Raw genomic sequence first — 17426 nt, 5'->3', positions numbered from 1 at the left:
ATTTCTCGTTATTCGTGCAAAATAGGGGTTTTCAAGGGTAAATGATTAGGAAACGGCGGCAAGAATGTCTTTTTCGGAGAGGAGAACGAATTCTTCGCCACCAAGTTTGATATCGGTTCCGGCATATTTGGAGTAGAGAACTTTGTCACCCACACCTACTTCTACAGGGGTACGGCTACCGTCATCGTTGCGTTTGCCGGGGCCGACGGCCACGACTTCCCCGATTTGGGGTTTTTCTTTAGCGGCGTCGGGAAGGAAAATACCACCGGCGGTTTTTTCTTCGCTGGGACTAACTTTGACGAAAACTCGATCGCCTAGGGGTTTAACAGTTGTTACGTTGATGCTGACTGCAGCCATGGAATATCCTCCGTTTCTTTTGTATTTGGGTAAGTGTCTTTTCCAGATTAGCACTCTTACCTTCCGAGTGCTAATTTACCGAAATACGAGGCCCCCTGACAACTGCTCGATCGGTACGGGTTCCCGAACTATGGTGTTAAGCTAGGGTTTGCGGCAAAAAGTTTGTTGGTGGGGTTAGGAGCCGGTCGTCGGGAGAATTAAGAATGTGCATTAATCGATTAAATGCTTCATTTAGGCATTTTATGCAGTTTTATGTCTATTTTTGTCATTTTTGAACTCTCAAGAATTAATTATGCAAGAACTCTATTATCAAAGCGCAAGTCCCTAAATGTTTACCCAAGCTGCAATCGCCGAACCTCAAGGGCGATCGCTATCTCAACGATCGAAGCCTGTTGTTTACATAAGTAGTCGTGCAAAATTAATTTCCTAGTCGAGACAGGAGACGGGAGACGGGATAAAGCTATTAGGGATCGGATTTGAGTTTTCAGTTCTCTGTTTGCTCACCACCACAGAAGTCTGACGGAGTAGTGGCTTAGATGTGTAATTAATTGTGCTTAGATACATAGTTTTTTACACATAATATAGGGGTTCTCGTACCTGTACGGCACACTTAAAGTTTTGCTGATTAAGCTTTTCAAGATCGAGAATGTACCTTTTGTGAATGGGAAACGCTATAAACTAGACCTACCTTTTCTCTAAGATTAGTAAATATTCGGATTTCATGCCATCAGGATTTTTATTCTTGCGAGATTTGAATAATTGTCTGGTTTTAATTCTATCCTCAAAGACGGTATTAAAAATAAAGCCATTTTCCTGAAAATATTCCCCTAATATTCGCCAAGTTTCTACTTCCACTCCATCCACTTTCGGATTACCGACAAAAATGCAAGCTTTCCCAGCTTGTTTTAATTTTCTGGTGGCATTTTCTAAAGCGTTGATGGTGTGACAAAAATAGGAATCGAGTATTTTATGTAAATTCTCTTTCTCTAAACTCGATCTCACTTGATTTAAGGTTTCGGTTTCGATTAATCTGGTAGCCTGTCGGTAGGGAATTTCTAGCTTAGAGATTTTTTGTACTTCTTTTTCTGTATATCCTAACCAATATAAATCTAGTTTTGCTGTTCTGATATATTCCTGTGCTTGCAGATAGGGGGGTGAACTAATTAAACAATCTAACTCTAGATTTTGCTCGATCTTAAAAGTGGCACTATCTACTCCTCCATAAAAAAGCACTTGATTACAATTATGCCAAGTTACGGTAATATATTGATTGACGCTGGTTAAAGTTTCAAAACTCATATCTTTAATCGTTCGTTTTAATTCCTCTTGCCAATCTCTTTGTAATAGTTCTTGTATATCTGATTTTTTGTATTTCGATTGAAATAATTTTGGTTTCGTATGTTCTGCATAGGAAAACTGTTTACTAACTTTCACTAAAACCGCTTGAATGATCTGGGAATACAAATCAGGTTCTAGACTTTTTTGACCTGCCCAAAGTTTCTGTAAAACTACTAAAATCTCCTCTGGATACCAATAGTTTAAATTTGACCACTGAGGGATAAATTTATCCTTGCTGGCAAAAACTTCTAAGATTTTTTTATCTAACTCTGAGTAACTCAATGGTTCTTGGTGTTCTGTGATCTTAATCGGGATAATATGGTTTAAAAGATAATTCAGGTCAGTTAAAACTGCATTTCTTTGACAAAGTTTAGCCTCTAAACCCACCGTACCTGAACCCGCAAAAGGATCGATAATCCAATCATCCTTTTTACTGTAATTATCAAGGCAAAATCTCACCACTTGGGGAATAAATTTGGCAGGATAATAATAGATGCTGTGGGTTAGATAACTGGTGCTGGTGATTTCTGGCACTAAATCTCGAAAAGAAACTAATCGCGGGGTTCCCTGATTAATTTCTTCTAAATTATTAGAATCGAAAAGTTCTAGTTGCATGATTCGGCTATCAATTCTCCCTAGGGTAGGCCAGCCAATTAAAATAAAGATTAAAACCGTAGTCGATCAATATTCTAACTTATCGTCCCCCAACCTAACCGAGAACTCAGCTTTTTTACTTTTTACTTTTTACTTAACGTGATATACTGCCAAAGGAAAAAATGACGTTTTAATTAGTCTGCGTGAATAGCCAATCCTCGACAATTATAGAACAGGTTAGAGTCCTTGACCCCCTGACACAAACCGATCGCATTGCCGATGTCTGGATTGAGGAGGGGGTAATTAAAGCGATCGAATCCCAGCTTCCCCCAAGAGAAAATAGTAACTATATTTCTGGTCAAAACTGTATTTTTGCTCCTGGATTAGTCGATCTCTACAGTCATTCCGGGGAACCTGGCCACGAAGACCGAGAAACCCTCGCATCTTTGCTCAAAGCGGCCACGGCCGGAGGCTGCACCCGGGTGGCAATTCTCCCCAATACTCTCCCCCCTCTCGATCACCCCGCACTCATTAGCACATTACAGGAAAAAAGTCAAGAGTTTTTTGACTCAAAATCGACTCGTCTGCATTTTTGGGCAAGTCTCACCCTAGGAAGACAAGGACAAAAAATGACCGAATTAGCCGATTTAATGCCTGTAGCGGTGGGTTTTACCGATAATCGCGGACTGGAAGATTTGGGACTGTTGCGGCACTTATTGGAATACCTAAAACCCTTCGGTCAAAATATCGCCCTTTCCCCCGTAAATCAGCAATTAAAGGGTAATGGAGTCATGCGCGAGGGAGAAACCTCAATTCGCTTCGGTTTACCCGGAGATCCTGCTATTTCTGAAACCACTGCTTTAGCCACAATTTTAGAAATCGTCGGCGAAATTAATACACCTGTTCACATCATGCGAATTTCTACCCGTCGAGGAGTGGAATTAATTCGCGAGGCAAAAATGCGGGGATTGCCGATAACCGCTAGTGTGACGTGGTTGCATCTCCTCTTAAATACAGGATCGATCGCCAGCTATCATCCCAGTTTACACCTCGCTCCCCCCTTGGGCAACGAAAGCGATCGCAAGGCGTTAATTGCGGCAATTAAGGAGGGAATTATCGATGCAATCGCGATCGATCATCGTCCCTATACCTACGAAGAAAAAACCGTCTCTTTTGCAGAAGCACCCCCCGGCGCGATCGGGTTAGAATTAGCTTTACCGCTACTCTGGGAAAAATTAGTAATAACCGGACAATTATCAGCTTTACAATTATGGCAAGCGCTTAGTCTCAATCCCTGTCATTGTTTACAACAAAAACCGGCATCTCTCAACCCGGGTAATCCCGCGGAAGCAATTCTTTTTCATCCCCAAGCAAGCTGGAAAGTAACGGCAAATAATCTTCACTCCCTCAGTCATAATACTTTCTGGTTAAATCAAACAATTACGGGAAAAGTCTTAGAAATGTGGAATTTTTAAAGGGTGGCCAATTTCTATCTTGAGACTCTCCTAGTTTTTTGGATAATGATCAGCTAGAATTCTAGAGAGAACTAGAGTAATGACATGGAAAAAGAACTGGTATCGGACAAGCGCGGTTATCTGCTTCGCACGGTGGCAGAAGCTAAAGAAATTGTCCTTAATTGGTTGCGGGAAATAAATTTAGTTAATGCGATTAAATTAGGTTTACCAGAAGTGGATGACAGATATCATATTTGGCGAGTTCCTCTATGTAATGACCAGAAAAAAACCGTTGGGGAAGTGGTGATCGATGCCTACACCACCGAAATTTTAGCCGATAGGACAACCCGGACTGAAATTATTATCGCTCGTCTGTTAAAACAGGATGAATCTAAATTAGAAACCCCCAAGAAAACTAAAAAAGAATATAAGCTTTCCTCTCTGAGAAATACCATCGGATTTGGTGATTGTAGCGAACTTTTGGAGGAAATGCCCGCAGAAAGTGTTGATTTAATCTTTACCTCACCACCCTATTTTAATGCTCGTCCAGAATATTCGGAATTTGAAGAATACGAAAGCTATCTATTGAAGCTGCGACAGGTGATCAGAAAATGTCATCGAGTTTTGAGTGAAGGACGTTTTTTTGTCATTAATATTTCTCCCGTGCTATTGCGTCGTGCTTCGCGTAATCAAGCTTCTAAACGTATTGCTGTTCCCTTTGATTTGCATCGAATTTTTATTGAAGAAGGTTACGATTTTATTGATGATATTATTTGGCTAAAACCAGAGGGAGCAGGGTGGGCAACTGGTAGAGGGCGCAGATTTGCCGCCGATCGAAACCCTCTCCAATACAAAACCGTGCCGGTGACTGAATACGTTTTAGTCTATCGTAAACACACAGATTTACTAATCGATTGGCATATTCGCAATCATCCCGATCAAGAAGTAGTAAAAGCCTCAAAAATTGCCGATGGTTATGAACGCACTAATGTTTGGAAGATTAACCCAGTCACTAACTCAAAACATCCCGCCGCTTTTCCCGTAGAATTGGCAGAAAAAGTGATTAATTATTACTCTTTTAAAGGTGATGTGGTTTTAGATCCCTTTGCTGGTTCAGGAACCGTGGGACTAGCGGCCGCTTCTTTAGATAGACGTTTTGTTTTATTCGAGAGTAATTTTAATTATATTGAACTGATACAACAAACAATTCCTAGATGGAAAAATATTAAGTTTTCATCTATTCTATGGCTAAACTGCAAGCCGTCTAAACTACCACCAGAACAAATTGAGATTCAATGGGAGGCTATCGATGACAACAATAGATGATCTATTTCCTGAAAAGGGCAAATTAATCCTAAGTGGTAGCGGTAGGGATTTTATTGAAAAATTGGGTGTGGAAACTGTAAGACAGCTAACCCTAGATATTCTATGTGGGGAGAACATACGCACTCAAACTGAGCAGTTAACAAGTAGACGAGTGGCGATCGCCTCTGGTGCAATGGTTGCCTTATTCGTAAAAGGTTGGCAAGGGGTGGAGAATTTTACTGACCAACTGTCTGATATGGCATTATCTCAACTTAAATCTTCCCGTCGTTCTGATAAAGAATTGATCTGGCCTGCTAATTGGTTAATTGGTTTGACAGGCAAAGGTGTTCAAAATGTATTGCGAGATAATCCAGCGGCACAAGAAAAATATATTCAAGATTTTGAAGCTGCATTGGAAGAAGCATCGCAAAAATGTGAAGAGGATTTTGGATCAATTCCTATGTTTTTAGGACTGATTGAGGATGAAAGTGGGAAGGTTTACAGGAATCTAGAATGGCGAGATATAATAAGGCTAACAACTGCTATTGGCTGTGCAACTCTCACTATCAGAGGTTCTGATAAATCCACATATGGGAAGCTTTTTGAGAGACTCGTACTCGGCTCGGTTTTACATATTCTTGGTTTTCAGTATATTGAGAATCCATCAAGTCCAATTATTGAAAGAGTATTTTGGCTATCTGACAATTCCAATCTTCGTGAATGTGATGGAACTTTAAGATTACGGGCTGGTAAACTAGCTCGCTTCGATATAGGTTTCATTGGTAGAGGAAATTCAGAGATCACAAAAGATAAACTATCTCGCTTTGCTAATGTTGAGCTATATGGAGAAACTACATCTCGGACTTTTATTATTATTGATCGACTGCCTGCTAAGTCAAAAAAGACAGTGGAAGCTGCTAAGAGGGCTGGAAGTGAAATTATACAAATGAGTATGCAATTCTGGCCACAAGAACTGGCTAGAAGTTTAGAATCAAGATTGGATTACAGAGCAGAGATTCTTGATATTGATGAAGAATCTTTATATGATTATCTTTCTCAGAAAATTAGTTCTGCTCCTCTTTTGAGTTTTTTGAATTTTGGTGATACGTTAGAAGAAAATGTTGATGGTTTTCAAGAAACTGAACTAAGCGATAAAGATGAGGATACTTTAGATGGCTAGTATATTTATCTCTCTTTTATTAAACTGGGAAAAAACTTTGATTTCTTCTTGGCTAAAACGACATAATTTTGTAGAAATTTCCTCAACTGACAAGAGACAGATAACTTTATTTATGCACAAGTATATTTTACTATAACTTACACGAAATAATTAGGTTTTTTGACTGTAGTATAATTGAGTTTTTGGCTGATACTGAACTGATGCTAATATGTTTTTTTGACGTTATAATTACGCTTTATTTTTATTTGATCGGTCAACAAGCAAGATAAACCCCATGACAGCCAGTAAAAGTCACGCTTATTTTACTCCCAAAGACTATCTAGAAATAGAGAAAATTAGCCCCATTAAACCAGAATATATGCGAGGGCAAATCTTGGCAATGGCTGGGACAAGTAAAGCCCATGTTATCATCACAGGTAATCTTTCAGCCCAATTAATTAGGGCTTGCTGAAAAAGTTTTTCGTGGGGGTAGGGTGTGGGGTGTGGGGTGTGGGGTTTTACCTATTTTCAGGGCGTTCGGCGAAGCTCAGTCGAGCCGTGGTCAATTACCTAATTTTCAGAAAAAAAGTACCTGAATTTTCCCCCCAATCACTCCAAAGGTCGGCACTTTTTGAGGGAAAAAAAGTCTAAAAGCGTTATCCAACAAGGTTTTTAGATTTATTCAGCAAACCCTAATTAACCGTAACCTTTCAGGGGGGAACAGAAGCGCTGTATTGGCTAAAAAAAGAAAAAGCTACCACCATCAAAGCGCAAGTCCCTAACCAGTTATTGGACATTCCACCAACCGAAAGCTGGCCCGACAAAGCGAATAACCACCCAAACCCCGGCTAAAACTCCTATACCAATCCAGGCACCCCTAGTGGTTAACTTGTAAGCTTGGGCTGCTTGACTTTTGGTAATTGGTAGCCAAGGCAGGATATTTTCTTCCTGTCCATACTTATCACCCAGGGCCGATTGACGACGTTTTGATTCACCCATACTAATGTCAGTTATTAAGAGGTTTTTCTCTGATTGTATATCGAAAGACAACAGGCCACACCCAATCCTAGTCCATCAAGGAGGGCGATCGAAACTAACGGCCGATGACCGACTATTATAGAATTAAAGGTTGCGACTGAAACGAGAATAATAATTATGGCAACCATTAACAGTAATTACTTAAAACTAAAAGCGGGTTATCTTTTCCCGGAAATTGCCCGACGAGTCCAAGCTTTTGCGGCAGCCAATCCCGATGCTAATATTATCCGTCTGGGGATTGGGGATGTCACCGAACCTTTGCCCCTAGCTTGTCGCGAGGCCATGATCAAAGCAGTGGAGGAAATGGGCGATCGCTCTAGCTTTAAGGGTTACGGGCCTGAACAGGGTTATGCTTGGTTAAGGGAGAAAATCGCCGTCCATGATTTTCAGGCTCGCGGTTGTGAGATAAGTGCCGATGAAATCTTTATTTCCGACGGTTCTAAGTGCGATACGGGCAATATTCTCGATATTTTTGGGGATAATAACTCGATCGCCGTGACCGACCCAGTATATCCCGTTTACGTCGATACTAACGTTATGGCCGGACACACGGGAGAGGTCAACGAACGCGGCGAATACGAGGGCTTGATTTATCTGCCAATTACCGCCGAAAATAACTTTACTGCCCAGATTCCGACGGAAAAAGTCGATTTAATCTATCTCTGTTTTCCCAACAATCCCACCGGGGCCACAGCTACCAAAGAACACTTGACAGCTTGGGTTAATTATGCTAGGGCCAACGGATCGATTATCTTTTTTGATGCAGCCTACGAGGCCTTTATCACCGATGCCAGTTTACCCCATTCCATCTACGAAATCGAGGGAGCGCGGCAATGTGCGATCGAATTTCGCTCTTTTTCTAAAAATGCCGGTTTTACCGGGACCCGTTGCGCTTTAACCGTGGTTCCCCAAAGTCTGATGGCCAAAGCGGCCGACGGCAGCGATGTGCAACTCTGGAAACTGTGGAATCGTCGGCAATCGACCAAATTTAACGGCGTTTCCTACATTGTCCAACGGGGGGCTGAGGCGGTTTATTCCTCGGAAGGACAAGCACAAGTACAAGAACTTGTCAAGTTTTATTTACAAAATGCAACAATTATCCGAGAAAAATTAACTGCTGCCGGTTTAGAAGTCCATGGTGGCGTAAATGCGCCCTACGTTTGGGTAAAAACGCCCCAGGGTCTATCAAGTTGGGATTTCTTCGATAAACTGCTACATACCTGTAATGTGGTGGGGACTCCCGGATCTGGCTTTGGGGCTGCCGGAGAGGGTTATTTCCGGCTATCGGCTTTTAATAGTCGTGCCAATGTCGAGGCCGCTATGGAAAGAATTATCGATAAATTTCAAGGCTAATCCTCAAGAGAGGGATGTTTGCGGAAGCATCCCCCAACAACCCCATCGGGAATTGATAGACTGGTAACTGCTCACCGACAACGGCTCACCGATGCGACCCTTTTGGTTAGAATCCTTACAGGTAGAAAGATTAACGATCGCAATTGCTGGCCTACCGGCACATCTGCAAGGGATCAAGTTGGTGCAGTGGTCAGATCTGCACTGCGATGAAGAGCATTTGCCTGAAGCTGTCCTGCAAGAAGCGATCGCCATTACTAATCAGGAAAAACCCGATCTCATCTTCCTGACGGGGGACTTTATTACCGATAGTCCCCAGCCAATTTTTGCCCTAGCAGATAGCATAAAAGCTCTCAAAAGTCAAGGGGGTATTTATGCTTGTTTAGGAAATCATGACAGTTATCTTCCGCAAGCAAGGGAAACGGTCAGATCAGCCTTAACTAGCGTGGGAATTCGGGTACTCTGGAATGAAATCGTCACACCCTACGGCGAAAATTTTCCCATCGTCGGATTGGCCGATTATTGGTCTGGGGAATTTTTACCGCAAATCCTCGAGCAAATTTCCCCCGATATACCCAGACTCGTCCTTTCCCATAATCCCGATACAGCCATGATTTTAAAGGATTGGCGCGTGGATTTGCAGTTATCCGGTCATACCCACGGAGGTCAAGTGACTATACCGGGTATCGGTTCCCTACCGATAATTTTAGAGGAACTTAGGCGATCACTACCCGAACCCTATCGTCCATGGGTTCCCCTTTATCGGGAGTTTAGCAAAGTAGTCCGATACTGGCAATGGTCCGAGGGATTTCATCGAGTCGGGGACAATCAATTATATGTGAATCGAGGCTTAGGAACCTATTTCCCTGGTCGTCTTTTTTGTCCCCCCGAAGTGACAGTAATTACTTTGGTCAACAGTACTCAGTCTTGAATCAGTTATCAGTGAGCAGTTATCAGATTTAAGTTTTAAGTGTGCAGCATTAAATCAGCTGTTGACTATCTAAATTACTCGTTAAGACTATCGGTTAATTTTTTTTCCAAAAAGCTTGACAAAACCCCACGACTTGACAGATAATTTCTTATATAATGGGAATCCGTGCCAGCCTGCGACCCCCTCTTTTCAAGTCAAATAAAGCCCAAAAAAATTAACCCCAAAAAGTAGTGGGTGAACTGAAAACTCACATCTGATAACTGATAAGCTGCTGACTATATAAATTACTCGTTAAGACTGTACTGGAGTGCCGGAGCAGGGAGAGGAAGTTTGAGCATTTGTACTGAAATTTCCACTATGCAGTTTAAATTCAGTACAGCTTAGAAGCTTACTACTGTCTTTTCACTGATTACTGTTTACTGATAACTGAAAAAACACTTATGACAGAAAATAGAGATAACTTCAACGAAACTTATAATGCACTAATTGAGCGCATTGTCAATCTAACTTTAGAAGGAAAAATTAGAGCTAAATCACAGGTTTATAACCTTTTGTCCGAGGGAGTAAAAAATGGCACAGGAGAAATTTTTGAGCGTTGTTTAACTGAAAAAATTATCATTACTCGCTCACAGTTAGAAACAAAAATTAAAGCGACTAGGGTTTTGCGGGCCCTGGAAACGATCGAAAGTGAATGGGAAAAATATCAAAAAACCAATCAGCAAAATTCTCTCACTGCAGCGGCGATCGATAATCTGGAGAAAATCGATCGAGAGGATCGTTTACTAACTTTAGTGAATTTAATTGATCCCAATCAAAGTAATGCTTTAACCCTAGAACAATTACAACAGTTAGCCAAGCATTTACAGACAGTTTCTCACCAGCGAGGAGAAGCGGATTTATGGCAAATTGCCACGGGGATTAATCTGGGGTTAAGTACTTGGTCAAATTTATCGAATGATCTCACCAGTTGGCTCTACGAACAAAATCGCCATCTTGGTTTTACTAATGATAATGAGCGAGTGACTCCCTGGCAAATTTGGGCAAGTAAAGTTAATCCCTCTTGGTTAAAACGAGTCTTAGAAAGTTTAGCTAATCAACAAGCTTTTGATTCTCTCACCCAGGATTTAACTTTAACCGATTGGGTAGAAACTGCCATTGTTTTTCAATATATCCAAAGGGGACTAATTAACTTTTTTGATCAGCGTATCTATAGCGAAAAACTGGGAGCAAAATTATCCATTTCTACCTTTCTCACCTTTGCTTTAATTTGGTCGCTGTTAACCAATAGTTTCGAGCAAGTTAGTAAAAATTCTCTCTATAGTCGCGGCTGTTTTCAGATGGCTTTACAAATTCTGAGAACCTTTGCTCAACGGGATTATTTTCCTTTATACGGAGGAATTTTCGCCTCCTTTTCTGGCAGTTATCTCAAGGAGGCCTTAGATTATTTATCAATTCCTCTGCGTTATGTGGAAGGTACGGGAGAAAAGGCGAGAATTTTAACTTTAATTGCCTATTCTAATCGCATTCGCGGCGACTATCCACAGGCCAGAGAATGTCATCAACAAGCTTTAGAAATTGCTCGTCAACAACAGGATTATGCTTGTGAAATAGCTAATTTAAACCATTTATCCCGTCTCAATGCTATCCAAAAAAACTATACAGAAGCGATTAATTTAAGTCAGAGAGCCTTAATTTTAAGTCGTCAACAGGGTAATAGTTTAGGACAGGCTAACGCTTTAGCTAATTTGGGTTATAGTCAGGTACAGGAAGCACAACAGTTAGAGAGATATGATCCCGAAATTTATCAAACTTCGATCGAGTATTTAAAACAGGGATTAAAGTTAGCGGAAAGTCTCCAAGATTGGCAGAGTAAATCCCTTTGTTGTAGCAGTTTAGGTTTAGCATATCTTGTCCTCGAAAGAACCCAAGATGCGATTAATATTCTCCTACAAGGATTGGAATCGGCCAAATACTACGGAGATGTATATCTGCAAGGTTTATTACTAACTTATTTAGGGGAAGCTTACTATCAAGACAAGAATTTTCAACAGGCAATTTATATGGGTTCTCTAGGAATGTACTGGCTACACGAAATCGGTGCAGTGGAATGGCGACAAGCTGCTAGTCTATTAACGGTTATTCGCGGCAAAAATATCGCAGCTTTTGAACAGACTTTCAGTCAGGAACGTTCCTCCCTGATTAAATCTATTGGACTGGAAGGCTACCAATATATCTCAGAAATCCTCAGCAAATATCAACAGGGTAATTAGTGAATACACAGCATAACCTATTAATTAATCTCTCGGTACTTTTTCCCCAACCCACGGGAATCAGTACCTACATTCTTAACCTCTTACCCTACCTGAAAAATTTAGAACCAACTCTACTAACAGCTAATAGTTATCCCGACTTTAACTGTTATTCTATCCCCAAAGGTCTCGGCCCTGATCGAGGAGCGAAAGGTCATTTAAAACGCTTACTCTGGACTCAGTGGCAGTTACCGTCAATTTACCGACAATTAAAGGCGAATTTACTCTTTTCTCCCCTTCCAGAAGCGCCGATAAATTCTCCCTGTCGCTTTGTCGTCATGGTCCACGATTTAATTCCCCTACGGTTTCCCAGTTTTACTTCCCCCTTAACTCACTATTTCCGTTATTATGTGCCGCAGGTATTACAACAGGCAAAACATATTATCTGTAACTCTCAGGCAACGGCCAAAGATATCACTGAATATTATCAAATTCCCGCCGATAAAATTACTTCAATTCCCCTAGCCTACGATCATCATCACTTTCGTCCTATGGAAGATAATAAGCCAGAACATCCCTATTTTCTCTATCTCGGTCGTCCCAATCCCTATAAAAATTTACCGCGTTTAATCGCCGCTTTTGCCCAACTGCCCCCAGATTTAACAGATTATCATCTTTGGATTGCCGGCAGCTTCGATCGCCGTTATACCCCGAATTTACAACAACAAGCGCGGGAATTAGCAGTCAGCGATCGCATTAAATTCCTCGACTATATCCCCTACGATCACCTACCCAAAGTTATCAGTCAAGCCACTGCTTTAGTCTTCCCTAGTCTCTGGGAAGGCTTCGGATTGCCCGTTTTAGAGGCTATGGCCTGCGGTACACCCGTCATTACCTCAAATTTGTCATCTTTGCCCGAAGTCACGGCAACAGCGGCAATTTTAATCGATCCCTATCGAGTCGAGTGCATAGCCGATGCCCTGAAAATTATCGCTCAAGATCGACAATTACAGTCAAAATTAAGTTATCTAGGCAAAAAACGAGCTAATGAGTTTAGTTGGCAAAAAACCGGTCTAGCTACAGCCGCAATCTTAAATCAATATCTAGGGTATGCTTAGGGACTTGCGTGGGAATAATATCCCAATCGCTCGGAGGGCGCAAGCTTTGCGCCCCTACAGTAACGGATTTTGTCCACAATGTAGGGGCGAACTGCGTTCGCCCAAAAGGTACATTATCAAAGCGCAAGTCCCTAACCTGATCGGTCATCGTCGGAAAAAGAAAAATAATTTGACAGATCGGCAGCATTTGCTGTAGGATGGATGATCGTGACCTAAATTGGAGAGATGGCCGAGCGGTTGAAGGCGCAGCACTGGAAATGCTGTTTAGGGGTAACTTTAACGAGGGTTCGAATCCCTCTCTCTCCGTCCCCAAAGCACCTCCTAGATATGAGGTGCTTTTTATAGCAGTTAGAGTATAGGAGTCAGGAGATTACTCTTATTGATTATCTTTTCCCCATCACCCACTCTCCTATACTTTTTAAACAGGATTTAGTCTAATTCCCCCTCGGTAAACCATCTTTACACTTAGCTAACCACTCCAATAAACTATCTAACTGCTGTGGTGGTTTTACCGTTCCTAAACCCCTAACCGTCACCTGTTTGGGACTATAAACAAAGCGTGATTGTATATGTTGGGGTAGGTGTTCTTGTAATAATTTCCACGCTGGTTCCTCCATAGGAGTTTCTAGGATAATATGCTGTTTTCCATCGGGTTTAATGCGCGAAAAACCGAGGGATTTAGCCAGATGTTTTAACTCGATTACCTTAAATAATTGTGCCACTGGGGAAGGAATTGCCCCGTATCTATCCACTAAATCCGCAGCAATTTGTCCTAAAGTTTTCTGAGAATTAGCAGTAGCGATCGCCCGATAGACATCCATTTTCTGCTCTGGATCGGATATATAATCGTTAGGAATAAATGCCGTCAATTTCAGATCGATTTGGGTATCCTCCACTTGAGGAATTTCTTGACCTTGAATTTCCCGCAAAGCTTCCTGTAACATTTCCATATATAGATCAAAACCAATCGCTTCCATTTGTCCCGATTGTTCCGCACCCAATAAGTTACCAGCGCCGCGAATTTCCAGATCTCTAGTCGCTAATTGATACCCCGATCCTAACTGGGTAAATTCTTGAATTGCCTTTAATCTTTCCCGAGCAGTTTCTGTTAGTTCTCCCTTAGCTGGATAAAGTAACCAAGCGTGCGCTTGTACTCCCGATCGCCCCACCCGTCCCCGCAGTTGATAGAGTTGCGCTAAACCGAATTTTTGGGCATCTTCAATGATAATTGTGTTAACTCTGGGAATATCTAACCCCGACTCCACAATAGTCGTACAGACTAAGATATCCGCTTCCCCATTATTAAATGCTAACATGGTGGTCTCTAATTCGGACTCATCCATACGACCGTGACCAATGGAAATTCTAGCACCCGGAATCATCCCTTGAATTGCTGCCGCTTTTTCTTCAATTCCCTCGATTCTGGGTACTACATAAAAAATCTGTCCCCCCCGATCCAATTCATTGCGAATTGCCGTTCTAATCACATCAGAATTATAACTAGAAAGGTGGGTTTGGATGGGACGACGAGAGGGGGGAGGTGTGGTAATTAAACTCATTTCTCGCACCCCAGAAAGGGACATATAAAGAGTCCGGGGAATCGGTGTTGCCGTCAAGGTTAACACATCAATATTACTTTTAAAAGCCTTAATTTTTTCCTTTTGATTGACACCAAAACGCTGTTCTTCATCGATCACCAATAATCCTAAATCTTTAAACTCCACCGCTTTACTTAATAACAACTGCGTCCCCACCACTATATCCAATTCCCCCGTTTTCAAGCGCTGGACGATATCTTTTTTCTCGGAATTGGTGCGAAAACGATTTAATAAACCCACATTAATAGGATAGGGAGCAAAACGTTCTTTCAGGGTGTGATAATGTTGTTGGGTTAAAATCGTTGTTGGTGCTAATAAAGCCACCTGTTTATGACCCGTGGTGACAGCTTTAAAAATAGCACGAATCGCCACTTCTGTCTTACCAAAACCCACATCCCCACAGACTAAGCGATCCATCGGGCGATCGCTTTCTAAATCCCGTTTCACATCCTGTATCGCTTTCAGTTGATCAGCAGTGGGTTGGTAGGGAAAAGAATCCTCTAACTCCCGCTGCCAGGGATTATCCATCGGATAGGCAAAACCCGATTTTTGGGCGCGTTGGGCGTAAATATTGATTAAATCAACCGCTAACTTCTTAACCGACTTCCTGACGCGAGCTTTCGTCGCTTCCCACGCTTTGCCAGAGATTTTATGTAATTCAGGCTCTTGATTACCTGTATGACGATAACGGGAGAGATTATCAACAGAATCGGCAGGAACCCGCAATAATCCATCAGCATACTTAATAACTAGATAATCTCGACCTTGCACTACTCCGCTAATTGTGCTTTCCTGCTTTTCTAGTTTGATAAACTGTCCGATGCCATGGTGTTTATGTACTACAAAATCGAGAGGACGGAGTTTATTCACATCCACCTGTACCGAGGCTGCTTGCCGACGTTTGCGGACGTAACCAGCAGTATTTAAAAGATGTTGTCCGAAGAACTCTCGATCAGTAACGACGACTATGCGATAGGTGGGGAGGATAAAACCTTCTAATTCAGCTAATCCTGAGTATTTTAGGGCTGTAGCGGTGTTTTGAATGATTAAGCGCTCGATCGCCCCAAAATCGAGGGGATTGGGGATAAATTGGGCCGGGCAGTCGTGTTCCTGTAATAACGAGACTGTACGGGAGGGTTGGGCAGATATTAACCATGTAGCGTACTTATTTACTTTAATACCGCTATAAATCTCTCTTTTTCCCCGTAAAATTTCCGCTAGTTTGGCGAATTGCCCCGGATTGGTGGGAATCGGACGACTGGAGAGATTAAGGCTATTTTCGGAGAGGTGATCGTCTATTTCTGAGAGGTAGAGATGGGGAAATTTAACCGATATTTGCAGAGATTCGCCAAAAGAACGGTGAATTTGCGGTAAAGCTGGTTCTATCTCTTGCCAGCGTTCCCCAATATATTCTATCCAGCGATCGCTTCTAGCTTGACAGCTTTCCAGTTCATCAAAGGCAATAAGAGTATTGTCAGGGAGATAATCCAATAAAGAGGCAGGTTGACGGAAGGCCAAGCCTAAAAATCGCTCAATTCCCTCTGGATAAATGCCATTAGCCAATTTTTCTCGCTCTTCAGCCTCCAAATAATCGGCCACTGTGGGGGGAAGAGAAGGGGCAATCATCGCTGTGAAGCTAGTGGGAGTAAGAAGCAGATTGGGGATAGAATCGAGCGATCTTTGGGTGGCAGGGTCAAATTCTCGCAATTTTTCCAATTCATCGCCGAAAAATTCTAACCTGACCGGTAATTCGGCCGAAACTGGGAAAATATCAACGATATCGCCGCGACGACTCCATTGCCCTTCGGTTTCTACCAGTGAAACCCGTTCATATCCTAATCTAGCTAGGGTTAGATCGAGGTTTTTGGCTTCTATAACCCTTCCTACCGCAAAATTATCGCTATACTGCTCGAAAACCTCTCTAGGGGGTAAATGGGGCTGCAGGGCCTTTTCGGTGGTAACGATCGCAATTCCGGCCTCTTGATGACTGATTAGAGCTTGTCCTGAGCTACGTCGAAGGGCCGATAATACCTGCATCTGTCCCCAAATCATCTCGGATTCCCGATTAAATCTCTCGTAGGGGCAAGCTTCCGAGGTGGGATAAAAGAAAACACCTTTCCACGTCATCGCTTCTAATTGTGCCGCCCAACGTGCCGCTTCCTCCAGATTGGCACAAATAATTAAAAGATTTTTTCCTTGACAACGGGCGAAAGCTGTGCTGATTAATCCTTTCGGTAAGCGGGCAAGGCCAGTTAGGGTTAAATTGCCGTTTTTCTCCAGTTTTTGGATAAGTTCGGCAGTTAATGGCGATTTTTCAATGTTGCGGATAACGGAGGCAAAAGTCATTTTTTAGTGATCGGCACTCGGTTTTTGGTTAGGGTTTGCGGCAAAAAGTTTTTCGTGGGGGTAGGGTGTGGGGTGTAGGGTTTTACCGATTTTGAGGGGGTCAATTACCTAATTTTCAGGGAAAAAGTCCCTGAATTTTCCCCCCGATCACTCCCATGTCCGGTACTTTTTGATTTCCCAAAAAGTCTAAAAGTCTTACCCAACACGGTTTTTAGATTTATTCAGCAAGCTCTAGTTAAGCTCTCCTGAATTTATACTGCCTATTGGGAGTTCTAGTACAAATGCTCAGGCTTCCTCTCCCAACTCCGGCACTCCGGTGCAGTCTTAACGAGTATCAGTTTCCAGTTTACCCACTACTTTTTGAGGTTAATTTTTTTGGGCTTTATTTGACTTGACCAGAGGGGGGTCGCAGGCGCACGGATTTTCCATTATCTATATAATATCATGTCAAGCGTTAGTTAGCAAGAGAAAATTTTTAATTGGGAGCGAAAGATCGAAGGACAAAAAACCAGTACATCTATACCGAAATATTTTCAGAATGATAACGATTCTCACCGACTGTGATAAGATCAGAATCATAATCAGACTC

Annotated in this window: 12 protein-coding genes and 1 tRNA gene; 9 read left to right on the top strand and 4 right to left on the bottom strand. The window is 42.1% G+C overall.

The features are described from left to right. Nucleotides 1-45: 45 nt before the first annotated feature. Both groES and H6G40_RS08285 read right to left on the bottom strand, forming a co-directional pair. Nucleotides 46-357, bottom strand: coding sequence for a co-chaperone GroES (gene groES / locus H6G40_RS08290; RefSeq protein ID WP_002737272.1), 312 nt, complete (start codon nucleotides 355-357; stop codon nucleotides 46-48). A 684-nt stretch (nucleotides 358-1041) separates the two neighbouring features. Further along, the gene (locus H6G40_RS08285) at nucleotides 1042-2310 is read right to left on the bottom strand and encodes a DNA methyltransferase (protein WP_069474024.1); all 1269 of its coding nucleotides are present in this window, start codon (nucleotides 2308-2310) and stop codon (nucleotides 1042-1044) included. A gap of 182 nt (nucleotides 2311-2492) precedes the next feature. On the opposite strand from H6G40_RS08285, the gene H6G40_RS08280 reads away from it, so the two are divergent. The 4 genes from H6G40_RS08280 to H6G40_RS08265 all read left to right on the top strand — a co-directional run bounded on the left by H6G40_RS08280 (nucleotide 2493) and on the right by H6G40_RS08265 (nucleotide 6679). After that, on the top strand, nucleotides 2493-3764 hold the full coding sequence (locus H6G40_RS08280; protein WP_002737944.1) for a dihydroorotase: 1272 nt from the start codon (nucleotides 2493-2495) through the stop codon (nucleotides 3762-3764). 84 nt (nucleotides 3765-3848) lie between these two features. Then, nucleotides 3849-5069 (top strand): DNA-methyltransferase, encoded by a 1221-nt coding sequence (locus H6G40_RS08275; protein ID WP_242028729.1) that lies wholly within the window; start codon nucleotides 3849-3851, stop codon nucleotides 5067-5069. Further along, entirely contained in the window at nucleotides 5053-6228 is a 1176-nt protein-coding gene (locus H6G40_RS08270) for a CfrBI family restriction endonuclease (RefSeq protein WP_069474026.1), read from the top strand. The genes H6G40_RS08275 and H6G40_RS08270 overlap by 17 nt, the downstream gene beginning before the upstream one ends. Before the next feature lie 274 nt (nucleotides 6229-6502). Beyond that, the gene (locus tag H6G40_RS08265; protein ID WP_002735115.1) at nucleotides 6503-6679 is read left to right on the top strand and encodes a PDDEXK family nuclease; all 177 of its coding nucleotides are present in this window, start codon (nucleotides 6503-6505) and stop codon (nucleotides 6677-6679) included. Nucleotides 6680-6993: 314 nt separating this feature from the next. Here H6G40_RS08265 and H6G40_RS08260 read toward each other — a convergent pair whose 3' ends face one another. Then, entirely contained in the window at nucleotides 6994-7206 is a 213-nt protein-coding gene (locus H6G40_RS08260) for a DUF2839 domain-containing protein (protein WP_002737353.1), read from the bottom strand. A 156-nt stretch (nucleotides 7207-7362) separates the two neighbouring features. On the opposite strand from H6G40_RS08260, the gene H6G40_RS08255 reads away from it, so the two are divergent. From H6G40_RS08255 to H6G40_RS08235, 5 genes are all read left to right on the top strand, one after another. Then, a complete protein-coding gene (locus tag H6G40_RS08255) occupies nucleotides 7363-8598 on the top strand; it encodes an LL-diaminopimelate aminotransferase (protein ID WP_002735932.1) in 1236 nt (411 codons plus the stop codon). A 91-nt stretch (nucleotides 8599-8689) separates the two neighbouring features. Further along, entirely contained in the window at nucleotides 8690-9526 is an 837-nt protein-coding gene (locus tag H6G40_RS08250; RefSeq protein ID WP_130758263.1) for a metallophosphoesterase, read from the top strand. Nucleotides 9527-9966: 440 nt separating this feature from the next. Beyond that, entirely contained in the window at nucleotides 9967-11796 is a 1830-nt protein-coding gene (locus H6G40_RS08245; protein WP_190537516.1) for a tetratricopeptide repeat protein, read from the top strand. Beyond that, on the top strand, nucleotides 11796-12893 hold the full coding sequence (locus tag H6G40_RS08240; RefSeq protein ID WP_002736723.1) for a glycosyltransferase family 4 protein: 1098 nt from the start codon (nucleotides 11796-11798) through the stop codon (nucleotides 12891-12893). The genes H6G40_RS08245 and H6G40_RS08240 overlap by 1 nt, the downstream gene beginning before the upstream one ends. Nucleotides 12894-13112: 219 nt before the next feature. Then, nucleotides 13113-13199: transfer RNA gene (locus H6G40_RS08235), tRNA-Ser, on the top strand. Nucleotides 13200-13327: 128 nt separating this feature from the next. On the opposite strand, the gene mfd is transcribed toward H6G40_RS08235, so the two are convergent. Then, nucleotides 13328-16837 carry a transcription-repair coupling factor gene (gene mfd, locus H6G40_RS08230; protein WP_190537514.1) on the bottom strand — a complete coding sequence of 1170 codons (3510 nt, stop codon included), beginning with the start codon at nucleotides 16835-16837 and terminating at the stop codon, nucleotides 13328-13330. Nucleotides 16838-17426: the final 589 nt, after the last annotated feature.

Origin of the sequence: Microcystis viridis FACHB-1342 (genome assembly GCF_014698335.1) — a bacterium.
Classification (GTDB): domain Bacteria; phylum Cyanobacteriota; class Cyanobacteriia; order Cyanobacteriales; family Microcystaceae; genus Microcystis; species Microcystis ichthyoblabe_A.
The sequence above is the reverse complement of the archived record's forward strand: the minus strand, read 5'-3'. Positions and strand labels throughout refer to the sequence as shown.

Excerpts from the sequence above, each read along its gene's own strand:
- groES (WP_002737272.1), bottom strand. The coding sequence starts at position 357 with ATGGCTGCAGTCAGCATCAACGTAACAACTGTTAAACCCCTAGGCGAT.
- H6G40_RS08285 (WP_069474024.1), bottom strand. The coding sequence starts at position 2,310 with ATGCAACTAGAACTTTTCGATTCTAATAATTTAGAAGAAATTAATCAG.
- H6G40_RS08275 (WP_242028729.1), top strand. The coding sequence starts at position 3,849 with ATGGAAAAAGAACTGGTATCGGACAAGCGCGGTTATCTGCTTCGCACG.
- H6G40_RS08270 (WP_069474026.1), top strand. The coding sequence starts at position 5,053 with ATGACAACAATAGATGATCTATTTCCTGAAAAGGGCAAATTAATCCTA.
- H6G40_RS08265 (WP_002735115.1), top strand. The coding sequence starts at position 6,503 with ATGACAGCCAGTAAAAGTCACGCTTATTTTACTCCCAAAGACTATCTA.
- H6G40_RS08260 (WP_002737353.1), bottom strand. The coding sequence starts at position 7,206 with ATGGGTGAATCAAAACGTCGTCAATCGGCCCTGGGTGATAAGTATGGA.
- H6G40_RS08255 (WP_002735932.1), top strand. The coding sequence starts at position 7,363 with ATGGCAACCATTAACAGTAATTACTTAAAACTAAAAGCGGGTTATCTT.
- H6G40_RS08250 (WP_130758263.1), top strand. The coding sequence starts at position 8,690 with ATGCGACCCTTTTGGTTAGAATCCTTACAGGTAGAAAGATTAACGATC.
- H6G40_RS08245 (WP_190537516.1), top strand. The coding sequence starts at position 9,967 with ATGACAGAAAATAGAGATAACTTCAACGAAACTTATAATGCACTAATT.
- mfd (WP_190537514.1), bottom strand. The coding sequence starts at position 16,837 with ATGACTTTTGCCTCCGTTATCCGCAACATTGAAAAATCGCCATTAACT.